Below are 21,786 nucleotides of genomic sequence, written 5' to 3'. Positions count from 1 at the left end.
CCACCGCCGCGGCTCGCCCGCACCCGGGCCGCGCGGCGCCCGTTGCGCACGACGCAACGGCGACGACCTCATGACGCAGCGCGCATCGTTCGCGCCGCTCCCCCAATACAACGGCCCCGGAGGCTGAATGATCACCCTCAACATCAATGGCGAAACCCGCTCGGTCGACGCCCCCGACGACATGCCCTTGCTCTGGGTGCTGCGCGACGTCGTCGGGCTGACCGGCACCAAGTTCGGCTGCGGGATCGCGCAATGCGGCGCGTGCACCGTGCATCTCGACGGCGTGGCCGCGCGTTCGTGCGTGCTGCCGGTCGCCGCCGTCGCGGGCCGCAAGATCACGACGATCGAAGCCGTCGGCGCGACGCCGGCCGGCCACAAGGTCCAGCAGGCCTGGCGCGAGCTCGACGTCGTCCAGTGCGGCTACTGCCAGTCGGGGCAGGTGATGGCCGCCACCGCGCTGATCGCGTCGAACCCGAACCCGAGCGACGACGACATCGACGCGGCCATGGCCGGCAACATCTGCCGCTGCGGCACTTACCACCGGATTCGCGCGGCCGTCAAACAAGCCGCGAAGGAGGCATGACATGTCGCGAGGACTGATCGAAGCAGGTCGGGCCGGCGCGGGCGTGTCGCGCCGATCGTTTCTGAAACTCGGCATGTCGCTCGGCGCGGCGGCCGGCGGCGGCTTGCTGCTCGGCTTCAGCCTGCCGGCCGCGGGTGACGACGCGCGCCGCTCGGTGATCGGCGGCGACGCGGCCGAGCCCGCACCGTCGGGCGTATTCGCCCCGAACGCTTTCGTGCAGATCGACCGCGCCGGCAAGGTCACGCTGGTGATGCCGAAGGTCGAGATGGGGCAGGGCGTCTATACCGCGCTGCCGATGCTGATCGCGGAAGAACTCGAAGTGCCGCTGTCGAGCGTGACGCTCGATCATGCGCCGCCGAACGAGAAGCTGTTCCTCGATCCGCTGCTCGGCGGGCAGCTCACCGGCGGCTCGACGTCGGTGCGCTACGCGTGGGACCCGCTGCGCCGCGCGGGCGCCACCGCGCGCACGCTGCTGGTTTCGGCGGCCGCGAAGCAATGGAACGTCGATCCGGCCAGTTGCCGCGCGGCGAACGGCGAAGTGCAGCATCCGCCGAGCGGCCGGCGCGCATCGTACGGCCAGTTGGCCGACGCCGCCGCAAAGCTGCCGGTGCCGAAGGACGTCGTGCTGAAGCAGCCGGCGGATTTCAAGCTGATCGGCACGCCCGCGAAGCGCCTCGATTCGCCGGAGAAGGTCGACGGCACCGCGCAATTCGGGCTCGACGTGCGCCTGCCCGGCATGCTGTACGCGGTGATCGTGAACAGCCCGGTGTTCGGCGGCACGGTCGCAAGCGTCGACGACACGGCCGCGAGGAAGCTCCCCGGCGTGCGCCAGATCGTGCGCGTCGACAACGCGGTCGCGGTGATCGGCGACCACACGTGGGCCGCGAAGCGCGGCGCATCGGCGCTCGTCGTGAAGTGGAACGAAGGCGCGGGCGCGAAGGTGTCGACGAAGGATCTGTTCGCGGATCTCGCGCAGGCCGCGGCGAACGGCAAGGGCGCGGTCGCACGCAAGGAAGGCGACGTCAGCAAGGCGTTCGAGAACGCGAAGACGCGCGTGGATGCCGTCTACGAGCAGCCGTTGCTCGCGCACGCGACGATGGAGCCCGTGAACTGCACGGTGCACGTGCGCGGCGACGGCTGCGAGATCTGGGTCGGCACGCAGGTGCCGACGCGGGCGCGCGATACCGCGCAGCAGCTCACCGGCCTGTCGCCGGACAAGATCGTCGTGCACAACCACCTGCTCGGCGGCGGGTTCGGCCGGCGGCTCGAAACCGACATGATCGGGCAGGCCGTGAAGGTCGCCAAACAGGTCAATGCACCGGTGAAGGTGATCTGGACGCGCGAGGAAGACGTCCAGCACGACATGTACCGGCCGTGCTACTACGACACGATCTCGGCCGGCCTCGACGCGAACGGCAAGCCGGTCGCGTGGCGGCACCGGATCGTCGGCTCGTCGATTCTCGCGCGCTTCGCGCCGCCCGCGGTCAAGGACGGCGTCGATCCCGACGCGGTCGAAGTCGCGGCCGAGCTGCCGTACGACCTGCCGAACCAGCTCGTCGACTACGTGCGCCAGGAGCCGCGCCACGTGCCGACCGCGTTCTGGCGCGGCGTCGGGCCCACGCGCAGCACGTTCGTCGTCGAAAGCTTCATCGACGAACTGGCCGCGCAGACCAAGACCGACCCCGTGCAATACCGCCGCGCGCTGCTCGACAAGACGCCGCGCGCGCGCAACGTGCTCGACGTCGCGACGAAGGCGGCCGGCTGGGGCGCGTCGCTGCCGAAGGGGCAAGGGCGCGGCGTATCGGTGATGCACGCGTTCGGCAGCTTCTTCTCGATCGTCATCCACGTCGCGGTGGACGGCGGCGAAGTGCGGGTCAAGCGCGCGGTGTGCGCGGTCGATTGCGGGATGTATGTGAATCCGAACACGATCGAGGCGCAGGTGCAGGGCGGCATCATCTTCGGGATCACGGGCGCGCTGTACGGCGAGATCACGATCGAGGACGGCCGCGTCGTGCAGAGCAACTTCACCGACTACCGGATGATGCGAATCAACGAGGTGCCGCCGATCGAAGTCCATCTGGTGAAGAGCGGCGAGGCGCCGGGCGGCATCGGCGAGCCGGGCACGGCCGCGACCGCGGCGGCGCTGGCGAACGCGATCTTCGCGGCGACCGGCACGCGGCTGCGCAAGCTGCCGGTCGGCAACCAGCTGAAAACGGCCTGAGGGGAGGGAACGACCATGCGACATCTCATCCTGAACCCGAATGCGCTCCGCGCGTCGCTGCTCGCGCTGTCCGCGCTGATGGCCGGCACGGCCGCGCAGGCCGCGCAAACGACGCCCGCCGACAGCGCGCTCGTCGCGCGCGGCGCCTATCTCGCGAAAGCCGGCGACTGCGTCGCGTGCCACACCGCGCCGCGCGGCACGCCGTTCGCGGGCGGCCTGAAGATGGTCACGCCGATGGGCGCGATCTACACGACCAACATCACGCCCGACCCGGAGACCGGCATCGGCGGCTATACCGAAGCCGAGTTCGCCGGCGCGTTGCGCAAGGGCGTCGCAAAGGACGGTCACAACCTGTATCCGGCCATGCCGTATCCGTCATACGCGAAGCTGAAGGACGACGACGTGAAGGCGCTGTATGCGTACTTCATGCACGGCGTCGAACCGGTGAGGCAGGCGAACCGGCCGTCCGACATCCCGTGGCCGCTCAACATGCGCTGGCCGCTCGCGTTGTGGAACATGGTGTTCCTCGACACGACGCCTTATGCCGACAAACCGGCGAAGGATGCGATGTGGAACCGCGGCGCGTATCTCGTGCAGGGGCTCGGGCACTGCGGGTCGTGCCACACGCCGCGCGGTGTCGGCTTCCAGGAGAAGGCGCTCGACGAAAGCGGCGCGGCGTTCCTGTCGGGCGCCGCGATCGACAACTGGTTCGCGTCGAACCTGACCGGCGAGCACAACACCGGGCTCGGCCGCTGGAACGAGGCCGACGTCGCGCAGTTCCTGAAGACCGGCGCGAACCAGCACGCGACCGCGTTCGGCTCGATGGTGAGCGTGATCAACCACAGCACGCAGGAGCTGACCGACGACGATCTGGCATCGATCTCGCGCTACCTGAAATCGCTGCCGGCGGCAGGCGGCACGGGCGCGCCGCCGTACCGCTATGATCCGAAGGCGACGCAGGCCGCGCTGGGCCGGCCGGCAACGGATCCGGGCGCGAAGGTGTATAACGCTTACTGCCTGCATTGCCACGGTGTGGACGGGCGCGGCTACGCGCCGCTGCTCGCGCCGCTCGCCGGCAATCCGAACGTGCTCGAGGCCGATGCGTCGTCGCTGATCAACGTGACGCTGAACGGCAGCGACACGCTCGTGATCGGCGGCGTGCCGTCCGCGTATCCGATGCCGGCGTTCGCGAACCAGTTGAACGACCGGCAGATCGCCGACGTGCTGACGTTCATGCGCGCCGGCTGGAACAACGGTGCGCCGGCCGTGCAGGCGGCGGACGTCGCGAAACTCCGCAAGGCGACGGCGGCCGCGCACTGAGCGCGGCGCGCCGTGCAACGATGGCGGGCCGGCGTGCCTGCCGTCGACGCCGTCGGGCGCGTGCCTGCCCCGGCGGCGTGGCTTTTTCTGTTTCTGTCAACCCGCGTGCGGCCGTTCGCGGCAGCGCGCGTTTTATCGACGCAATGTAGGGGTGTCTGGATGGCTAACGTGACTTATACGGATACGCAACTGCTGATCGACGGCGAGTGGGTCGACGCCGCGAGCGGCAAGACGATCGACGTCGTGAACCCGGCGACCGGCAAGGCGATCGGCAAGGTGGCCCACGCGGGCATCGCCGATCTCGACCGTGCGCTCGCCGCCGCGCAACGCGGCTTCGAAGCATGGCGCAAGGTGCCCGCGAACGAACGCGCGGCGACGATGCGCAAGGCGGCCGCGCTGGTGCGCGAACGCGCCGACGCGATCGCGCAGCTGATGACGCAGGAGCAGGGCAAGCCGCTCACCGAAGCGCGCGTCGAAGTGCTGTCGGCGGCCGACATCATCGAATGGTTCGCGGACGAAGGCCGCCGCGTGTACGGCCGGATCGTGCCGCCGCGCAACCTCGGCGCGCAGCAGACGGTCGTGAAGGAGCCGGTCGGCCCGGTCGCGGCATTCACGCCGTGGAATTTCCCGGTCAACCAGGTCGTGCGCAAGCTGAGCGCGGCGCTTGCGACCGGCTGTTCGTTCCTCGTGAAGGCGCCGGAAGAAACGCCGGCATCGCCGGCCGCGCTGCTGCGCGCGTTCGTCGACGCGGGCGTGCCGGCGGGCGTGATCGGCCTCGTGTACGGCGATCCCGCCGAAATCTCGTCGTACCTGATTCCGCACCCGGTGATCCGGAAGGTCACGTTCACGGGTTCGACGCCGGTCGGCAAGCAGCTGGCCGCGCTCGCGGGCCAGCACATGAAGCGCGCGACGATGGAACTGGGCGGCCACGCGCCGGTGATCGTCGCCGAGGACGCGGACGTCGCGCTCGCGGTGAAGGCCGCCGGCGGCGCGAAGTTCCGCAATGCGGGGCAGGTCTGCATTTCGCCGACGCGCTTCCTCGTGCACAACAGCATCCGCGACGAATTCACGCGCGCGCTGGTCAAGCATGCACAAGGGCTGAAGGTCGGCAATGGTCTCGACGAAGGCACGACGCTCGGCGCGCTCGCGAACCCGCGACGCCTGACCGCGATGGCGTCGGTCGTCGACAACGCGCGCAAGGTCGGCGCGAGCATCGAGACCGGCGGCGAGCGGATCGGCGCGGAAGGCAACTTCTTCGCACCGACCGTGATCGCGAACGTGCCGCTCGAAGCGGACGTGTTCAACAACGAGCCGTTCGGCCCCGTTGCCGCGATTCGCGGGTTCGACAAGCTCGAGGATGCGATCGCCGAGGCGAACCGTCTGCCGTTCGGTCTGGCCGGCTACGCGTTCACGCGGTCGTTCGCGAACGTGCACCTGCTGACGCAGCGCCTCGAAGTCGGGATGCTGTGGATCAACCAGCCGGCGACGCCGTGGCCGGAAATGCCGTTCGGCGGCGTGAAGGATTCGGGCTATGGGTCGGAAGGCGGGCCGGAAGCGCTGGAGCCGTATCTCGTCACGAAGTCGGTGACGGTGATGGCTGTTTGATGGTCGGTTGAGGGTGGGCGCGCTGCTGTTGGGGCGCGCCCGATTGGCGGATTTATGCGAACGACGGTGAGCTACTGTCGCGTTTGGGACGGCGAGCTCACGGGACTGGCGGTTTGCGGAAAGTTGAGACAGCACTGGCTCGCCGCGCGGCGAGCGCCGCATCTTGCGGCCGCGGCAGCAAGACCGACGAGGTGTGTGCCGCGTGTCGCGGTCGTTAGCGACACGCGGTTGCGCTATGCCTCGGCGTGATCGCGTGAAATCTGAAACGAGTCGATGCTCATTTCTCGAGCAGCTGGCAGCACAGTAGCCGGGCGTCACTTCCGGATTACCGGAATCAAAAAATTCTTCTGTCTGATCATTTTGATTCGCAGCCGCGGAGTTTAATAGGCCCGCTCCGACCTATTGCGTAATCCTGTAGCATCGCGAGCGTGCCCGCCGGCATGTCGCGCTGATGCCGCATGCCCGCTTTTTTCGTCTGTCGCGGTATCGCCGGCAATCACCGCCGATGCCGATTCGCGTGAGGTCAGTATGCGTCGCATTGGACTTGTTCTCGTCCCGCAGTTTCAAGTGATGAGTCTGCTCGCATTGTCCGTATTCGATATCGCCAATCTCCGTGCTGGCCGTTCCGTATACGAAGTCAGCGTGATCTCGGAAGATGGGTGCCCGGTTGCAGCGTCTTTCGGCATGTCTGCGTCGACGAAGTCGGCGCGAATGTCGGACCTGCATACGGTGTTCGTCGGCGCATCGCTATCGACGCCGCCGCAAGGGCTCACGGACGGCATGCGCGAACTGCTCCTGGAATTATCCGGCAAGGTCGAGCGAATGGCGTCGATTTGCATGGGCGCATTCCTCCTCGCCGAGGCGGGGCTGCTGGACGGGCGCCGCGCTACGACGCATTGGGCTTTTCTCGACCAGTTCCGCGACCGCTATCCGGCCGTGACGGTCGAGCGGGACTGCATCTTCGTGCGCGACGGCACGCTCTGGAGCTCGGCAGGAATGAGTACGGCCATCGACATGGCACTCGCGATGCTCGAAGACGATCTGGGCCCAGACGCCGCCTTCCAGGTGGCGAAGGATCTCGTGATTGAGCGCTGGCGACGTTCAGGGTCGCAGCCGCAGTCTTCCGTGCTGATTGAACATCCGGCGCGTACCAACCGGATCCACGACGTCATCACGCACATCCGAGCGAATCTCGGAACCGACCTGACCGTCGACAAGCTGGCCGACGTGGCGAGAATGAGCAGGCGCCAGTTTACGCGCCGCTTCAAGGATGAAACAGGGCTGACGCCCGCAAAGGCAGTCGAGCGCATCCGTCTCGAAACCGCTCGGGATTTCGTGACGGGCTCATCGTGGACCATCGACACGATCGCGCGTGAGACCGGATACGCCGATCCCGAACGGATGCGGCGATCGTTCATGCGCGCCTTCGGCCAGCCGCCACAGGCGTTGCGTCGGCAACGCAAACCGGAACAAACAGGCGCCGACTGAGCGGCGCCGTCCGTTACCGCATTCCGCGCTGCAACAGCATGGCCCGAAACGAGGGAACTGCGTCCCTCCGCGCGCGGCCTTCGTCAATAGAATGTTCTCTGTTGGGGGCACCGCATTCCGCATGCCGAACCGACGACGACCCATTGCCAACGGGTCGCACGGGTGGCGGTCGGCGTTTTCGCGGAACCGCCTCATGCAGCGTTTCCGTCACCTCGCCGGCCGCGTGAGCCGAACGCAAGTGTTCCGCCGGCCCGCCATGGCCGGGGCCACCCTTGCCGCCCGAAGCCCGACGAGAAGTCGAACGCCCCCGTCGTCCTAGCGCACGAGAGGCGCTTCGCGACGGTGTAGCTGAAATTGAATGAATGGTTGGGGCGCAGGATATGTCAGATGCAGCGACGCAAGACGATTCGACCGCGGTGGTATACGTCGTCGACGACGATCCGGCCATGCGTGCATCGCTCGATACGCTGTTGCGATCGGTGGGCTTGCGTGTCGTGACGTTCGCGACTACCGCGGAGTTGCGCGCAACGCAGCGGGAGAACGTCACGAGCTGCCTGCTTCTCGACGTGCGGTTGCGCGGCGAGAGCGGACTGATGTTCCAGCACGCGCAGGACCGGCCGCCGATCCCGATTGTCGTCATCACCGGGTTCGCCGATGTCGACGTGTGCCGAAAGGCGCTGAAGGGCGGGGCGGTCGACTTTCTGGTCAAACCCTTCACTGATCAGGAGTTGATCGACGCTGTGAATCTCGCGCTATCGCTCGATGCGGCGCGGCGCGTCCGCAACGACACGCGCCACGAACTGCAGCAATCGTTCGAGTTGCTCACGCGCCGTGAACGCGAAGTGCTGGCTTACGTCGTCAGCGGAGCACTGAACAAGCAGATCGCGTCGCACCTCGGCTTGAGCCTGATTACGATCAAGCAGCACCGCGCGTCGGTGATGCGCAAGATGAACGCATCGTCGCTCGCCGATCTCGTGCGCAAGTCCGAGGTGATCGGCGTGTCGTTGTCGACATGACGTAGCACACCACGACCGTCATGCATCGAGGTCCGGTTCCAGTCGATGCGCGGGAAGGGCGAACGAGAAGCAGCAGCCGGCACCCGGCTCACCGCGTGCCCAGATTCGTCCGTTGTGCGCGTCGACGATGGAGCGAGCGACCGTGAGGCCCATCCCCATGCCGTCGGGCTTGCTCGTGAAAAATGGCTGGAAAAGCTGATCGATCGATTGCTGCTCGATACCTGGCCCGGTGTCACGCACGTCGAATACGACATCGGATCCGTCCTGCCTGACCGAGACCGTGAGCGTTCGCTCTGGCGACGGGCCGCTTCCGATCGCCTGAATGCCGTTCATCAGCAGGTTCGCGAGCACTTGTTGGACTTGCAGCGGATCGGCAAAGACGTGCGCGCCCGGATCGATCGCGCTGTCGACACGAACGTCCCGCGCAGCGGCTTCGGGTGCGATCAGGAACAACGCGGCCTGCACCGCGTCAGCGGCCGCGAAGTCGACGCATTTGACCGGTGCCTTGCCGACGAAGCCGCGGATCTTGCGGCAAATTTCCGTCGCGTCGCGCGTCCAGCGCGCTGCCTGGGCGATCGCGTCCGCCGCTTCAGCGATGTCGGGCTCGTCGCGTGCGAGCCAGCGCAACGCCGCTTCGGCCGCCGAGCCGGCCGCCGACAGCGGTTGGCTGACCTCGTGCAGGATCGAGGCTGACATCTCACCGAACAGCGAAATGCGCGCCGCACGTGCCGCTTCGGCGCGCAATGCGGTGAGCCTGTCGGCGTTTTCCTTCTGTTCGGTCACATCGAACGCATAGAAATGCAGCCGCCGGTAACCGTCCTCGTTCTTCGGCAGGGAGCAGCGCCATACGATCGGCACACGGCGACCCTTGAATGTCACCAGCGTGCGCTCGCCCTGGCAGGCTGCGCGATTTTCGTAGATTGCGCGCAGCACCGCGCGGTTGCTGAGCCTGTCGGCCGGCAACAGTATCTCCGCATGCTGCAGGAAATGCTCTTTCGATTCCGCTTCGAAGAGGCTCACCACTGCGTCGTTGGCCGCCACGAACGCGTGCAGGCTGCGAAGGGTCGAGACGGCCTGCGGATGCTCGTCCAAATAGCGGTCGATGTCGTCGATGCCGGCGCGCCGGAGCTCGCTCACCGCCCGATAGACGCGCGACCAGTCCTCGATAAGGATCGGGATTGGCGCCGACATGAAAAGCTCGCTTTCCGCGGAGTGGAGATCGGCGGGCTGGTCGAGCGTGACGATTGCGGACGTTGACATGGGGACGTGGTGCTCGCGCTGGGCCTCGCGCGATGCGCGAGACCGGATGACCGTAAGTGAAGCATCTGAAGCATCGGGACGACGGACGACGCATTGCGTGCGCGTTCGATGCAGCTTCAACTATAAGACAGATCGGTCGAGTCTCGCTGGCTTGAATCGGCCGCCCTGCCACTCGTACGCATGACGGGTGCAATGGTGCACACCTTGGTATGGGCGTGCATCGACCACAGGCTGATGGATCGCGGAAATTAGTTCCCCTAGACTGCGCTTCAACGTGAACGAAGTGTGTGGCGCAGGGCGTCGCAAAGCCGCGAAATGCGCGGCTTTGCGACAGAATTCGCCGTCATGTTCGCAGCACATGCGCGTTCGATGCGAGGGGAACCGTAGATATGACACAGCCAATGTTCGCACACGACGATGTTTTCGAAAGTGCTTTGCTGCGCCTACTGGACCCATCGAGGATGCCCGGCCCGCGCGACGGTTTGCCGGGAACGGCAGACCGACACAGGCGGCGAGGGCGCGGCATACGCAACGACGGGGCGGACGCCGCCGCGGCGTCGCCGGCATCCGCGCGGATCAGGATCGTAGAGATTCTGTCGGATACGTCGGTCAGCGTGCGCTGGAGCGATCCGAGATTCGGGCATTTCGGCGAACAGGTGTGGCAATGCGTGACTGCGCGAACGTCGTCGCGCTGCGTGCTGACGGGCCTGCCGATCCGTTGCGGCGATCGGGTATATCGGCCTCAGGGGCGTGGGCGCACCATTCCGTGCAACTGGGACAGGATGATCCATGCGGCGGCCGTCACGCAGGCCCGGTTACGCCGCGACGACAACGAGTGAAGCGCGAACGGATGCTGCCGGTATGGGCGGCACCATACCTCGGCATGATTGTCGCGGCACGGTAGGGCGGATACGCTGTCCGAAATCCGGTTGCGTTGCCGGCTTCAGCCGGCGAGTGCGACGTCACGCGAGACACCCAGTGCACGACAAGACGGTTTGCATCATCGACGATGAAGTGGCGATGAGACAGTCGCTGGAATCGCTCGTGCGATCGATGGGCGTCCGCGTGAGGCTGTACGCGTCGGCCGAAGCGTTTCTCGAATATGGAAGGAACGGGCCGTCGCACTGCATCGTATGCGATATCCAGTTGGCCGGCATGTCGGGCATCGAATTGCTCGACTGTCTGCGCGCGGGGTGTTGTGATGTGCCGCTCATCTTCGTGACTGCGCATCCGAGTACGCGCCGCCTGATTGAAGCGCGACGTCTCGGCGCATTGTGCGTGCTGGAGAAACCGTTCGATCCGCGCGAACTTGTGCAGTGGCTGATGCGAGCGCTCGCGGGATGCTGAAGGATTGGCAGGCAAGCACGTGGCTAGAACAACGGTGCCCGGGTCGCGTCGCCGCGGTTGCGCGTTTTGACTGCGTGGTTTCGATTTAAAACGACAGGATCATTTATGGAAAACGATAAGCCCAGTCTGGGCGCGAGAACGCAGTTCGTCGACGTCGATGGGCGGCGCCTGGCGTATCGAACGTTCGGTTCGGGAACGCCGCTCGTGCTATGCGTGCGCTTTCGCGGAACCATGGACACGTGGGACCCGCTGTTCCTCGACAGTCTTGTCGAACAGGGATTTCAGGTCACGATTTTCGACTACAGCGGGCTCGGGCAATCGACCGGCGAGCGCACGTACCACCCGGCCTCGCTCGCGAAGGACGCGATCGATCTGATTGTCGAGCTGAAGCTCGGGAACGTCGTCATTGGCGGATGGTCGGTCGGCGGAATGGCGGCTCAGATCGTGGTCGCGACGGCGCCGCAGCTTGTCACGCATGCAGTCCTGATCGCGACCACGCCGCCGGGGCCGCTGGTCAAGCCCGGCGAGCAGCTGTTCTACACGATGGCGAAGCGCGAAAACGACTTCGACGATTTCGTCACCCTGTTCTTTGAGCCGACCTCGCCGGCGAGTCGTGCGGCGGCCGAGCAAGCCGCGGCGCGGATCGCACAACGGACGCTCGACCCTAGCCCGGCCGTGCCGATCGAATGGGCGGGGCAGCAGGTCGGCGACGGCCCGCGGAATCCCGTTTTCCCGGCCGACGCCGTGCTCGATGCACTCAGGACGACGTCGATTCCGGTTCTCCATGTCGGCGGCGATCACGACATCGTGTTTCCGGTCGAGAACTGGTATGCGCTCAACAGCCAACTGCCGACGCTGCATGTCGTGACGCTGCCGCGCACCGGACACGGGCCGCAGCTCGAGTATCCGGTGGCCTGCGCGAAACATATCGCGGCGTTCGTCGGCACGCGCGCCGGCTAAGCGCGCACGCAAAAGAAACAGGACACGTCGGCACGCTGCCGATCGAACCCTGTAATGAATGGCGGAAAGACGTATTGGTTTATTGATAAGGAATGCAAATGGAAGATCTGGTCGAGTTGGCGATTCGCGCGGCAGGTGGCATGGAACGCTTCATGAGTTTCCGCAGCGTATCGGCGCAATTGCATCACACGGGCGTGATCTGACCGCTTAAAAAGCGCGACGGCGTGCTGACCGATTCGCACGTGACGGTGCACCCCTGATCGTCGGCGTCGATTTGTCCAACTTCCGTTTCGTGTAACGAGGAAAACATGACTCATTCAACGACCTACCGCGCGGCGGTAGTCAAGGCGCCCGGCCAGTTGGAGCTGGTCGAGCGGCAGATTCCAGAGCCCGCATACGGACAAGTGCGTATCCGCGTGGAAGCGTGCGGCGTGTGCCATTCCGACAGCGCGACCGTTGAACGCCAGGCGCCGGACGGCGCACCGCCACGCGTGCCGGGCCACGAGGTCGTCGGGCGCATCGAGGCGGTCGGCAACGGCGTCGAAGGCTGGCGGATCGGCCAGCGCGTTGGCGTCGGCTTTCTGGCCGGCGAGGACCGTACCTGTTCGTCGTGCCGGCACGGCGACGTCGTGAACTGCGAGAACCCCGTGATCACCGGGATGACGACCGACGGCGGTTACGCGGAGATCATGCTGGCCGAAGCGCGCGGTCTCGTTCGTGTGCCGGACGATCTCGACGCGGCGGAGGCAGCACCGTTGCTCTGTGCTGGCCTCACTACGTTCAACGCGCTGCGCAATGCGGGCGCGCGGCCGGGCGACGTGGTCGCGATCCACGGCCTGGGCGGTCTCGGCCATCTTGCCGTGCAGTTCGCGAACCGGATGGGTTTCCACACCGTCGCGATCGCGCGCGGTGCGGACAAGGCCGCGCTCGCCGCGCAGCTCGGCGCGCATCGCTATATCGATGCGCGGACCGAGGACGTCGCCGCCGCGCTGCGGGCAATGGGCGGTGCGAAGGTCGTGCTCGGCACGGCGCCGACCGGCTCCGGGATGGCCGAGACCGTCGCGGGGTTGTCCGCGCGCGGCAGGCTGGTCGTCGTCGCCGTGCCCGGCGAGCCGATCGCGGTGAACGCGGTCGACCTCGTGTTCGGCGGTCGCTCTGTCGTCGGCGCGCTGACCGGAACCGTGGCGGATAACGAAGAGACGCTCGCGTTCGCACGGCTGCAGAACGTGCGGCCGATGATCGAGACGTTTCCGCTCGAGCAGGCACAAGCCGCATATGACCGAATGATGCGCGCGGACGTCCGTTTCCGCGCGGTACTGACGATGAATTCCGCCCCCACAGGAGTTAGCGCATGAACGCAATCGCTCAAACCGTCATCGACGCCCACGGTGGGCTCGAGCAGTGGCGCAAGTTTCGGCAGGTTCGGGCCCGGCTCGTTCAGGGCGGCGCACTCTGGGGCCTCAAGGGGCACGCCGGCGTGCTCGACGACACGACCGTAACGGTCGCGACCGATCGCCAATGGGCTTCGCATGCGCCGGTCGGCGCATTGGCCGCACGCAGCGAGTTCACCGGCGAGCGTATCGCTCTGTTCGATGCGTCAGGGCACGTGCTCGCGCAGCGTGAGCAGCCGCGCCAATCGTTCGACGGACATACGCTCGAAACAGGTTGGGACGCGTTGCAGCTCGCATTCTTCGCCGGATGCGCGATGTGGACGTATCTGAACGCACCGTTCGTGCTCGCGTGGGACGGTGTGAGCTGCGAAGAGGACGGCATCTGGAACGAGCAGGGCGAAACGTGGCGCAGGATTCGAGTCCACTACCCGAATACGCTCGAAGTGTTCAGTAAAGCGCAGACGATCTACGTCGGGCCAGAGGGGCTGATCCGCCGTCTGGACTACGACGTCGAAATCGCGGGCAACACGCCCGGCGCGCATTACGTCAGCGATTACACGACCGTGTCCGGCATCCGTTTCCCGACGAAGCGACGCATCTACCCGAGAACGCCGGATGGACACGCGGTTCCCGAGCCGCTCGTCGTATCGATCGACCTGCACGACATCGCGCTCGGCTGAGCGCGAACCACGTCGCGCATCGCATGGCCATCGAGGACCGAACCATGACTGAAATTGCATCATCCATCGCACCGACGCGCTACGTCGATGCATCCGGCGTGCGCTACGCGTATCGTCGCTTCGGCAACGAAGGCGGCGGTCTTCCGCTGCTCTGTCTGCAGCACTTCACCGGCACGCTCGACAACTGGGATCCCGTGATCGTCGACGCGCTCGCGCGCGACCGCGAAATCATCCTGTTCGACAATGCCGGCGTCGGCCGCTCCGGCGGACAGGTTCCGACGTCGATCGCGCAGATGGCCGAGCACGTGCTGCGGTTCGTCGACGCGCTGTCTATCGGCAGACTGCATATCCTCGGATTCTCGCTCGGCGGGTTTCTCGCACAGGACATCGCACTTGCCAGGCCCGACTTGGTCGAGCGGATGATCCTGTCGGGCACCGCGCCCGAAGGCGGCGAAGGCGCGGGGATGGACCGGCCGGAATTGCTCGCGATCTTTACGGACGACGAGATGCCGATGAGCGAAAAACTCAAGCGCCTGTTTTTTCCGGCGACGCCGGCGGGCCAGGCGGCGGCCGACGCATTCGTCGGTCGCCTCGACGCGCGCGGCGCGGAGCGCGATCGGCCGGCCGGGCCCGAAGTCGCGTCTGCGCAGCTGCACGCGATGATCGCGTGGGCGAACTCGCGCGGTGACGCGGCCGGCAAGTTGAGCGGAATCAAGCAGCCAGTGCTCGTCACCAACGGCGACGACGACCGCATGATTCCGACCGCCAACAGTTTCGTGCTGGCGCAAGGTCTGCCCGACGCGACGTTGATCGTATACCCGAATTCCGGACACGGCGCGCTTTTCCAGTACGCGCCGGCGTATGTGTCGCACGTGCGCGAATTCCTGCGCGGCGCGTGACCGGAAAGCCATCGTTCGCCCCTTCAAGGAGCCATTCATGAAAGCCATCGTTTATGCCAAGGCCGGTCTGCCGATCGACGACCCCGATGCGTTGTACGAAACGGACCTCCCGGTGCCGGCACCCGGCCCGCGCGATTTGCTTGTGAAGATCGACGCGATCGCCGTCAACCCGGTCGACTCGAAGCTGCGGCTCGGCGTTCAGCCGAGCGCCCCGCGCATTCTGGGCTGGGACGCGGCCGGAACGGTTGAGGCGGTTGGCAGCGACGTCGAGTTGTTCGAACCGGGCGACAAGGTCTGGTATGCCGGCGACATCACGCGCCCGGGCAGCTACGCGGAATACGGTCTCGTGGACGAGCGCATCGCGAGCCGCCGGCCCACGACGCTTGGCGCTGCCGACGCCGCGGCACTGCCGTTGACGGCCATCACGGCGTGGGAGCTGCTGTTCGATCGACTGAACGTCGCCGAGCGCGGCGGTGCAGGGCAGAGCCTGCTGGTAATCGGCGCGGGCGGTGGCGTTGGGTCCATCCTGGTGCAACTCGCGCGCAATCTGACCGCGCTGACCGTGATCGGCACGGCATCGCGGCCGGCCACGCACGCATGGGTTGCCGAGCTCGGAGCGCACCACGTGATAGGCCATGGAAACCCGTTGCAGTCGCAACTGCATGCACTGGGCATCGAGCAGGTGGACCACGTGATCAGTCTCACCCATACCGATGCGTACTACACGCAGATTGTCGACATCCTCAAGCCCCAGGGCCAGCTCGCGCTGATCGACGATCCCGACACGCTCGACGCGATGCCGCTGAAGCGCAAATCCATCTCGCTCCATTGGGAGTTCATGTTCACGCGTTCGATGTTCCGCACGCCGGACATGGACCGTCAGCACGCGCTGCTCGCACGTGTGGCGACACTGATCGACGGCGGCGTGCTCAAGAGCACCGTCGGCGAGCACCTCGGCAAGATCGACGCGACGAACTTGCGACGCGCGCACGCATTGCTCGAAGCGGGGCGTGCGAAGGGCAAGATCGTGCTGGATGGTTTCTGAGCATGCTCCGATACAACACCGACGACAACACCGTGACCACCACCACGAAAGACGGCACGCGGATTTTCTACAAGGACTGGGACGTCGGCCGCCCGGTCGTGTTTTCGCGCGGCTGGCCGTTGAACGCCGACGCATGGGACGCGCAGATGCTGTTCCCCGTGCAGAACGGCTACCGCGTGATCGCGCACGACCGGCGCGGCCATGGAATGCGCGGGATTCACCGGCATCGAACTGGACGAATGGAACTTGGAGGCCAGAATGGCGGACGTCAAACGAGTTGAGTACCTGTTTCTGGGCGGCGGCAAGGGCGGTAAATCGCTCGCGATGGACATGGCCCGGCAGGGCAGGCGCGTTGCGGTGATCGAGCGGGGGATGATCGGCGGATCGTGCATCAACGTCGCGTGCATCCCGAGCAAGGCGCTGATTCACAATGCGCGCGCGATGCACGCATGGCGCGAAGCGGCAAGGCGGGAAGACGTGACCGCGGATATGACTGCCGTTTCCTCGTACATTTCGTCGGTTGTGGACGGGATGGTCGACCTCAATCGCCGCGCATTCGCGCAGTCGGGGCTCGAACTGGTGATCGGGACAGGGCGGTTCGTCGCGCCGCGAACCATCGCCGTCCGTGCAGCGGACGGGACCGAAACGATCTACGAGGGCGAGAACGTCTACATCAACACTGGCACGGTCGCGTCGATTCCGGACGTGCCCGGCCTGATAGATGCGCAGCCGCTCACGCACGTGGAAGCGTTGCGCCTGACGACGCTTCCGGCGCACCTCGTCGTCATCGGCGGCGGCTATATCGGGCTCGAGATGGCGCAGGCATTCCGGCGGCTCGGCAGTGCTGTCACGCTCATCAGCGATACGCCGCGCGTGGCGATGCGCGAGGACGACGACGTCAGCACGGTCATCCAGCAGGCGCTGACCGACGACGGCATTCGGCTCGAGCTGGCTGCCAAGTTCGTCGACGTGCGCGGAAAAAGCGGCGACCGTGTCACGGTGGCGCTGGCCGACGGCCGCGTCGTCGACGGCTCGCATCTGCTCGTTGCGACCGGGCGTGTGCCGCAGACGGCCGGCATCGGGCTCGAGCTTGCCGGCGTGGAGACCACCGAGCGCGGATTCATCAAGGTCGATCATCAGCTCGCGACGACCGCGGAACGCACTTGGGCGATCGGCGAAGTTGCGGGCACGCCGATGTTCACGCATGCGTCGTTCGACGACTACCGCGTGCTGAAGGCCGGTATCGAGTGCCGATCGGCGAGCACCGCCGGACGCATCGTCCCTTATGCGTTGTTTATCGACCCGGAGCTGGGCCGCATCGGCCTGAACGAAGTCGATGCGAAGGCGCGCAACATCGACGTCCGGGTCGCGAAACTGCCGATGACGGCCGTGCCGCGTGCCCGCACCGACGGTAACACGCGGGGATTTTTGAAAGCGCTCGTGCACCCGGGCACCGGCGCGATCCTGGGATTCACGATGGTCGGCACGGGCGCCGGAGACGTGACGACCGCTGTCCAGATGGCGATGCTCGGTGGACTGCCGTATACGGCAGTGCGCGACGCGATCATCGGTCATCCGATTGTTTCGGAAGGGCTGAACCTGCTGTTCGCTACGTTACGTTGAATGTGATGTAAGCGAGCAAGCGAAGCGACGGCGATTACCAGTCTGCAGGCACTTCGGTGCCAGCGGATCTTTGTTTAGTGCGATTACCCGGCTAAATTTAACATAACGTGAATTATCGAACTTCAAATTGTAAGAGCAAAGTTGTAATGTCGTATCTGGGCAAAGTTGAAATGTCGTAGTTCGAGGGTTTCGGCGCATGCTGGCGGCGGTTTGAACTGCCGGAGCGCATCGTGGGCCAACCTGGACTGATCACCATGAGCATGCGGGAGCTGGACCGTCTAAAGGTCGTGGAAGCCGTGATCGAGCAGCATCTGATGCCTTGGCGAGCCGCGGAGCGGCTCGGGATCAGTCGCCGGCAGATTGAACGGCTGGTCGCCCGGTATCGCGCTGCTGGCCCGGTCGGGCTGATTTCGCAGCGTCGTGGTCACGCGAGCAACCATCAACTGCCCGAGGATTTGGCGCATCGTGCCTTGAGCCTGATTCGTGAGCGCTACGCCGATTTCGGGCCGACGCTGGCCTGCGAGAAGCTGTGGGAATGCCACGGGCTGCAGTTGTCGAAGGAAACGGTCAGAAGGCTGATGACGGACGCCGGGCTGTGGATTCCGCGCCGGCAACGACCGCCGAAGGTTTATCAGCCGCGAGCGCGCCGGGCTTGCCTCGGCGAGCTGATCCAGATCGACGGCAGCGATCATCGGTGGTTCGAGGAACGGGCACCGGCCTGCACGCTGCTGGTGTATGTGGACGACGCGACGAGCCGGCTGATGATGCTGCACTTCACGCAGACCGAATCGACGTTCAGCTACTTCGAGGCGACGTGGACGTATCTGGAGCGCCATGGCAAGCCCGTGGCGCTCTACAGCGACAAGTACAGCGTGTTCCGCAGCCCGACCGCGGGCAAGACCGGCAGCAGCGTGACGCAGTTTGGCAGGGCCATGTACGAGCTGAACATCGACACGTTCTGCGCGAACAGCAGTTCGGCGAAGGGACGAGTGGAACGGGCCAACCTGACGCTGCAGGACCGGTTGGTCAAGGAAATGCGCTTGCGCGGCATCAGCACGGTAGCCGACGCCAACGCGTATGCGCCCTCCTTCATCGCTGATTTCAACCGTCGCTTCGCGAAGCCGCCGCGCAGCGACTTCAATGCGCACCGGCCGCTGCGAGACGACGAGAATCTGGACCGGGTGATGACCTGGCGCGAAACGCGTCGGGTCTCGAAGTCGCTCACGGTGCTGTACGACCGGGTGCTGTATTTGCTGGACGATACGCTTGAGAATCGGAAGTTGATTCATCGCTACATCGACGTCTGGGAGTATCCGGATGGTCGGATCGAGATCCAGGCTGATGGCGAGGTATTGCGATGTCGTCTTTACGACAAACTGGCAGAGGTCGATCAAGGCGCGATCATCGAACACAAGCGCCTGAGCCACGCGCTGCAAGTGGCTGAAGCGATTCAAGCGCAGCGCGATAACCGGCGGATTTCGGGTTCCCCGTCGCGCGCCAATCGAGGGCTACCGGTACGAGCCAAGGCATCGTTGCCAGGTGCCAAGAAACAGCGTGCGTTCACGGAAACTGATATCGAAGCAGCCATCCTGCAGGTCGCTTCACAAACACATCAAACGGAATCGAATCGGCGGTCTACGAAGGCCCGCGGGTGAACGTAAGCGCCCTGCTGCTTCAAGCTCGGCGCTTCAACGTTAAAGGGATGGAAAGGCCGATGAAACATGCGACATCTGTATTTAGCTGGCGCTACGACATCTGAATCCGGGTATGACATTTTGTGTGACGGCTATTTAGAAATGTCCGCTTTCTGGCCGCATAAGCTGTTCGACCGCCGGCCCGAATCGACCGGCTGCCGCGTGCACGCACCACTGGCGCATAGGTCATCCGGGCCGGCACCCGCGAGCCGTCGTCGTTCGCGCGGCCTCTCGGCCTCGCGGCCATTACATCAATCCGTGCTGCCCAGCGCTTCCCGCAGCGCGACAGCGGCCTCCCGGTGCGCATGCGCGGCTTCGGGAATCACGCGCCCCATCGAAAAAAATCCGTGGATCATCCCCCGGTAGCACCGCGCCTCCACGCGATTTCCGGCCCGTCGCAACTTGTCCGCATAACCGGCATGCTCGTCGCGCAACGGATCGTATTCGGCGGAAACCAGCCACGTCGGGGCGACGCCATGCAGATCGGCCGGCGCGTGACGCTCGCCGTCGAGCGGCGCAAAGCGCCAGTCCGCGGCATCGGCCGCATGTCGCAGATAGTTGCGATGGATCCAGCGGATCACGTCGTGCGTCAGGAAATGGTCTTCGCCGTAACGCCGGTGCGCCGCGCTCCCGAGCGATGCCGACAGCGCCGGATAGATCAGCAGTTGCATCGCCAGCGCGATGCCCATCTCGCGGGCCCGAACGGCGACCACCGCGGCCAGCGTGGCCCCCGAGCTTTCGCCGCCGACGGCCAGCCGCGATGCATCCAGACCGTAGGTCAGCGCCTTGCGGTGCAGCCACCGCAGTGCGTCCAGCGCGTCGTCCACCGCGCACGGAAATTTGTGCTCGGGCGCGAGCCGGTAAGACACCGACACGACCGCGCACCGTGCGTCGGCCGCCAGCATGCGACAAACGGCGTCGGCCGTATCGAGCGAGCCGACGACATAGCCGCCCGAATGAAAATACAGCAACGCCGGCAGCGGCGCGCTCCAGTCGGGGGCGCGCGGATAGTAGATGCGCGCGGCGATGTGCGCCCCGTCGCGCATCTCGATCACGCATTCGTCGATGCTGTCGACGCCGCGCGGCGCGAGATCGGCAAGCGGTACGTAGTACGCGAAATAGCGGCGCGCCTCTTCCAGCGGCAACCGGTCGAGCGATACCGCGCCGGGCCGCGCGCGACGCTCGAGAAACTGTCTGACACTCGGTGCGACGGGCATGGGACGTCTCCTCGACGGGTGCCTGGCGCCGCGTGTCGTCCCGCGCGGCGCATCGGGCGCGAATGGGGCCTTGCTTCGGGGCCTTGCTTCGGGGCCTTGCCTTACCTCGGCAGCGCGAGCGCGCGCAACTGCTCGCCGACGTGCAGCAACGCAACCTGGTCCTTCACCTGTCCGATGAACATGCCGATCATCAGCGCGAGCAACAGGACGGCCAGCGCGCCCTTGACCGGCTGCGCGAGCGAGACGAGATCGAGTTTCGACGCAATCCGCGACAGCAGCCCCACCCCGACGTCGACGAGCAGCAACAGCAGCACTGCCGGGCCGGCGAGCTTCGCGATCGTGACCATCAGCGAATCGGTCTGCTGCATCACGAACGCCTCGATGAATGCGCGCGGCACCGGTGCGAGGCTGCCCAGCGGCCACCAGACGTACGTCTGGAACACCGCGCCGAGCAGGAAGGTCATGCCGCCGAGGGTCCAGAACGCAACGGTCGCGCATTGCATCAGCAGCGTGGAGGTCAGCGTCGTCTGCTGTCCGAGGCTCGGGTTCGTGATCTGCACGTTGTTGTAGCCGGTGAGATCGTCGATATAGGTGCCGACGGCTTCCGCGACCCAGAACACCGGTGACGCGACGAATGCGATCACCAGCCCGATGACGGCCTCCTTGACGACGACGGCCAGCAGGAATCCGCCATGCAGTTGCGTCATCAGCGCCTGCTGCCCGTAAGCGACGTAGATCGACCACAACACGACCATCGCATTGCGGATGCGCTTCGTGATCAGTTCGCCGCCCGTCGGCGGAAAGATCGTCATCAGCACGAGCAGACGCACACCGCAGACGGCGACCAGGATCATGAACGACAGCAGCGCGCGCCCGAGCTGCGGAATGCCGGTCGAGAACGGATCGATCATCGCGAGCCCTCGGTGGCGCCGCGGCGCGGCGTGTGCGCGGCCGGCGCGGCACTGCGACGCGCGACGAACGTTTCCTCGCTCTCCTCGTCCTGCAGATCGTCCGCGCGGGCCTCCGCGAGACGGTTCAGGCGATCCAGCCGCGCACTGCACAGGTCGATCCGCACGTCGTAGCGGAGAATCGCGGTGCGGGTCGTACCGATCGCGTGGTCGATCGCGGCAACGCCGTCCCGCAACTGCTGCAGCGTGTCGAGTTCGCGTGCGCGCCGCGCGTGCGCGTCGGCCAGCAGCTTCTCCCAGTCGAGCAGTTCGTCGATCCGCACCGGCCCGTGGCCGTCGAGCAGGCGGTCGATGCGCGCGGTGCGCCGGTCGACCTCTTGCGCGGCGTGCGCGAGCACGCGCTGCTGCTCGGCCAACCGAGCATCGGCCTCGTCGCGTTCGCGCTGCTGCTCGGCCAGCGTGTCGCGCAGCGTGGCGCGAGCCCGCGTGAGGCGATTCCGTATCGTCGAGAATGCCATGACGCGCCTGT

Annotated in this window: 19 protein-coding genes and 1 pseudogene; 16 read left to right on the top strand and 4 right to left on the bottom strand. The window is 65.9% G+C overall.

Going from position 1 to position 21,786, the window contains the following annotated elements; all coding sequences use genetic code 11:
- Window positions 1-127 precede the first annotated feature (127 nt).
- The 6 genes from QZM72_RS08465 (at window position 128) to QZM72_RS08440 (ending at window position 8,233) form a co-directional block, all read left to right on the top strand.
- A complete protein-coding gene (locus QZM72_RS08465) occupies window positions 128-583 on the top strand; it encodes a (2Fe-2S)-binding protein (RefSeq protein ID WP_089469793.1) in 456 nt (151 codons plus the stop codon).
- Between the two features lies 1 nt (window position 584).
- Window positions 585-2,804: a xanthine dehydrogenase family protein molybdopterin-binding subunit gene (locus QZM72_RS08460; protein WP_301737814.1), complete on the top strand. Its 2,220-nt coding sequence runs from the start codon at window positions 585-587 to the stop codon at window positions 2,802-2,804.
- 15 nt (window positions 2,805-2,819) lie between these two features.
- Window positions 2,820-4,124 (top strand): cytochrome c, encoded by a 1,305-nt coding sequence (locus QZM72_RS08455; RefSeq protein WP_301737813.1) that lies wholly within the window; start codon window positions 2,820-2,822, stop codon window positions 4,122-4,124.
- Window positions 4,125-4,283: 159 nt separating this feature from the next.
- Window positions 4,284-5,729, top strand: coding sequence for an NAD-dependent succinate-semialdehyde dehydrogenase (locus QZM72_RS08450; RefSeq protein WP_089469796.1), 1,446 nt, complete (start codon window positions 4,284-4,286; stop codon window positions 5,727-5,729).
- A 528-nt stretch (window positions 5,730-6,257) separates the two neighbouring features.
- The gene (locus QZM72_RS08445) at window positions 6,258-7,217 is read left to right on the top strand and encodes a GlxA family transcriptional regulator (protein ID WP_089469797.1); all 960 of its coding nucleotides are present in this window, start codon (window positions 6,258-6,260) and stop codon (window positions 7,215-7,217) included.
- Between the two features lie 380 nt (window positions 7,218-7,597).
- Window positions 7,598-8,233: a response regulator transcription factor gene (locus QZM72_RS08440; RefSeq protein WP_089469798.1), complete on the top strand. Its 636-nt coding sequence runs from the start codon at window positions 7,598-7,600 to the stop codon at window positions 8,231-8,233.
- Between the two features lie 18 nt (window positions 8,234-8,251).
- Here the strand turns inward: QZM72_RS08440 and QZM72_RS08435 are convergent, their stop codons facing one another.
- Window positions 8,252-9,493, bottom strand: coding sequence for an ATP-binding protein (locus QZM72_RS08435; RefSeq protein WP_301737812.1), 1,242 nt, complete (start codon window positions 9,491-9,493; stop codon window positions 8,252-8,254).
- A gap of 401 nt (window positions 9,494-9,894) precedes the next feature.
- Between QZM72_RS08435 and QZM72_RS08430 the strand changes: the two genes are divergently transcribed.
- From QZM72_RS08430 to QZM72_RS08385, 10 genes and pseudogenes are all read left to right on the top strand, one after another.
- Window positions 9,895-10,332 carry a DUF3331 domain-containing protein gene (locus QZM72_RS08430; protein WP_301737811.1) on the top strand — a complete coding sequence of 146 codons (438 nt, stop codon included), beginning with the start codon at window positions 9,895-9,897 and terminating at the stop codon, window positions 10,330-10,332.
- 139 nt (window positions 10,333-10,471) lie between these two features.
- Window positions 10,472-10,840: a response regulator transcription factor gene (locus QZM72_RS08425; RefSeq protein ID WP_089469801.1), complete on the top strand. Its 369-nt coding sequence runs from the start codon at window positions 10,472-10,474 to the stop codon at window positions 10,838-10,840.
- 105 nt (window positions 10,841-10,945) lie between these two features.
- Complete coding sequence (locus QZM72_RS08420; RefSeq protein WP_301737810.1) at window positions 10,946-11,800, top strand: alpha/beta fold hydrolase; 855 nt, start codon at window positions 10,946-10,948, stop codon at window positions 11,798-11,800.
- Between the two features lie 308 nt (window positions 11,801-12,108).
- A complete protein-coding gene (locus QZM72_RS08415; protein ID WP_089469803.1) occupies window positions 12,109-13,155 on the top strand; it encodes an alcohol dehydrogenase in 1,047 nt (348 codons plus the stop codon).
- Window positions 13,152-13,871: a hypothetical protein gene (locus QZM72_RS08410; protein WP_301737809.1), complete on the top strand. Its 720-nt coding sequence runs from the start codon at window positions 13,152-13,154 to the stop codon at window positions 13,869-13,871. The genes QZM72_RS08415 and QZM72_RS08410 overlap by 4 nt, the downstream gene beginning before the upstream one ends.
- A gap of 44 nt (window positions 13,872-13,915) precedes the next feature.
- Complete coding sequence (locus QZM72_RS08405) at window positions 13,916-14,770, top strand: alpha/beta fold hydrolase (RefSeq protein WP_301737808.1); 855 nt, start codon at window positions 13,916-13,918, stop codon at window positions 14,768-14,770.
- Window positions 14,771-14,807: 37 nt separating this feature from the next.
- The gene (locus QZM72_RS08400) at window positions 14,808-15,815 is read left to right on the top strand and encodes a zinc-binding alcohol dehydrogenase family protein (protein WP_301737957.1); all 1,008 of its coding nucleotides are present in this window, start codon (window positions 14,808-14,810) and stop codon (window positions 15,813-15,815) included.
- A gap of 2 nt (window positions 15,816-15,817) precedes the next feature.
- Window positions 15,818-16,021: pseudogene (locus QZM72_RS08395) on the top strand (alpha/beta fold hydrolase); the annotation flags it as partial.
- A gap of 52 nt (window positions 16,022-16,073) precedes the next feature.
- Window positions 16,074-17,438 (top strand): FAD-dependent oxidoreductase, encoded by a 1,365-nt coding sequence (locus tag QZM72_RS08390; protein ID WP_301737807.1) that lies wholly within the window; start codon window positions 16,074-16,076, stop codon window positions 17,436-17,438.
- Window positions 17,439-17,668: 230 nt separating this feature from the next.
- Window positions 17,669-19,093 (top strand): ISNCY family transposase, encoded by a 1,425-nt coding sequence (locus tag QZM72_RS08385; protein ID WP_301737806.1) that lies wholly within the window; start codon window positions 17,669-17,671, stop codon window positions 19,091-19,093.
- Window positions 19,094-19,383: 290 nt separating this feature from the next.
- On the opposite strand, the gene QZM72_RS08380 is transcribed toward QZM72_RS08385, so the two are convergent.
- The 3 genes from QZM72_RS08380 to QZM72_RS08370 form a co-directional block, all read right to left on the bottom strand.
- Window positions 19,384-20,349, bottom strand: a complete 966-nt coding sequence (locus QZM72_RS08380) for an alpha/beta hydrolase (RefSeq protein WP_301737805.1) — start codon at window positions 20,347-20,349, stop codon at window positions 19,384-19,386.
- Between the two features lie 101 nt (window positions 20,350-20,450).
- The gene (sctT, locus tag QZM72_RS08375) at window positions 20,451-21,260 is read right to left on the bottom strand and encodes a type III secretion system export apparatus subunit SctT (protein ID WP_089469809.1); all 810 of its coding nucleotides are present in this window, start codon (window positions 21,258-21,260) and stop codon (window positions 20,451-20,453) included.
- Window positions 21,257-21,775, bottom strand: coding sequence for a hypothetical protein (locus QZM72_RS08370; protein WP_301737803.1), 519 nt, complete (start codon window positions 21,773-21,775; stop codon window positions 21,257-21,259). The genes sctT and QZM72_RS08370 overlap by 4 nt, the downstream gene beginning before the upstream one ends.
- Window positions 21,776-21,786 lie beyond the last annotated feature (11 nt).

Source organism: Burkholderia sp. AU45388 (genome assembly GCF_030481585.1).
Classification (GTDB): Bacteria; Pseudomonadota; Gammaproteobacteria; order Burkholderiales; family Burkholderiaceae; genus Burkholderia; species Burkholderia sola.
Note: the sequence above shows the minus strand (reverse complement) of the source record. Positions and strands in the feature narration are given on the sequence as shown.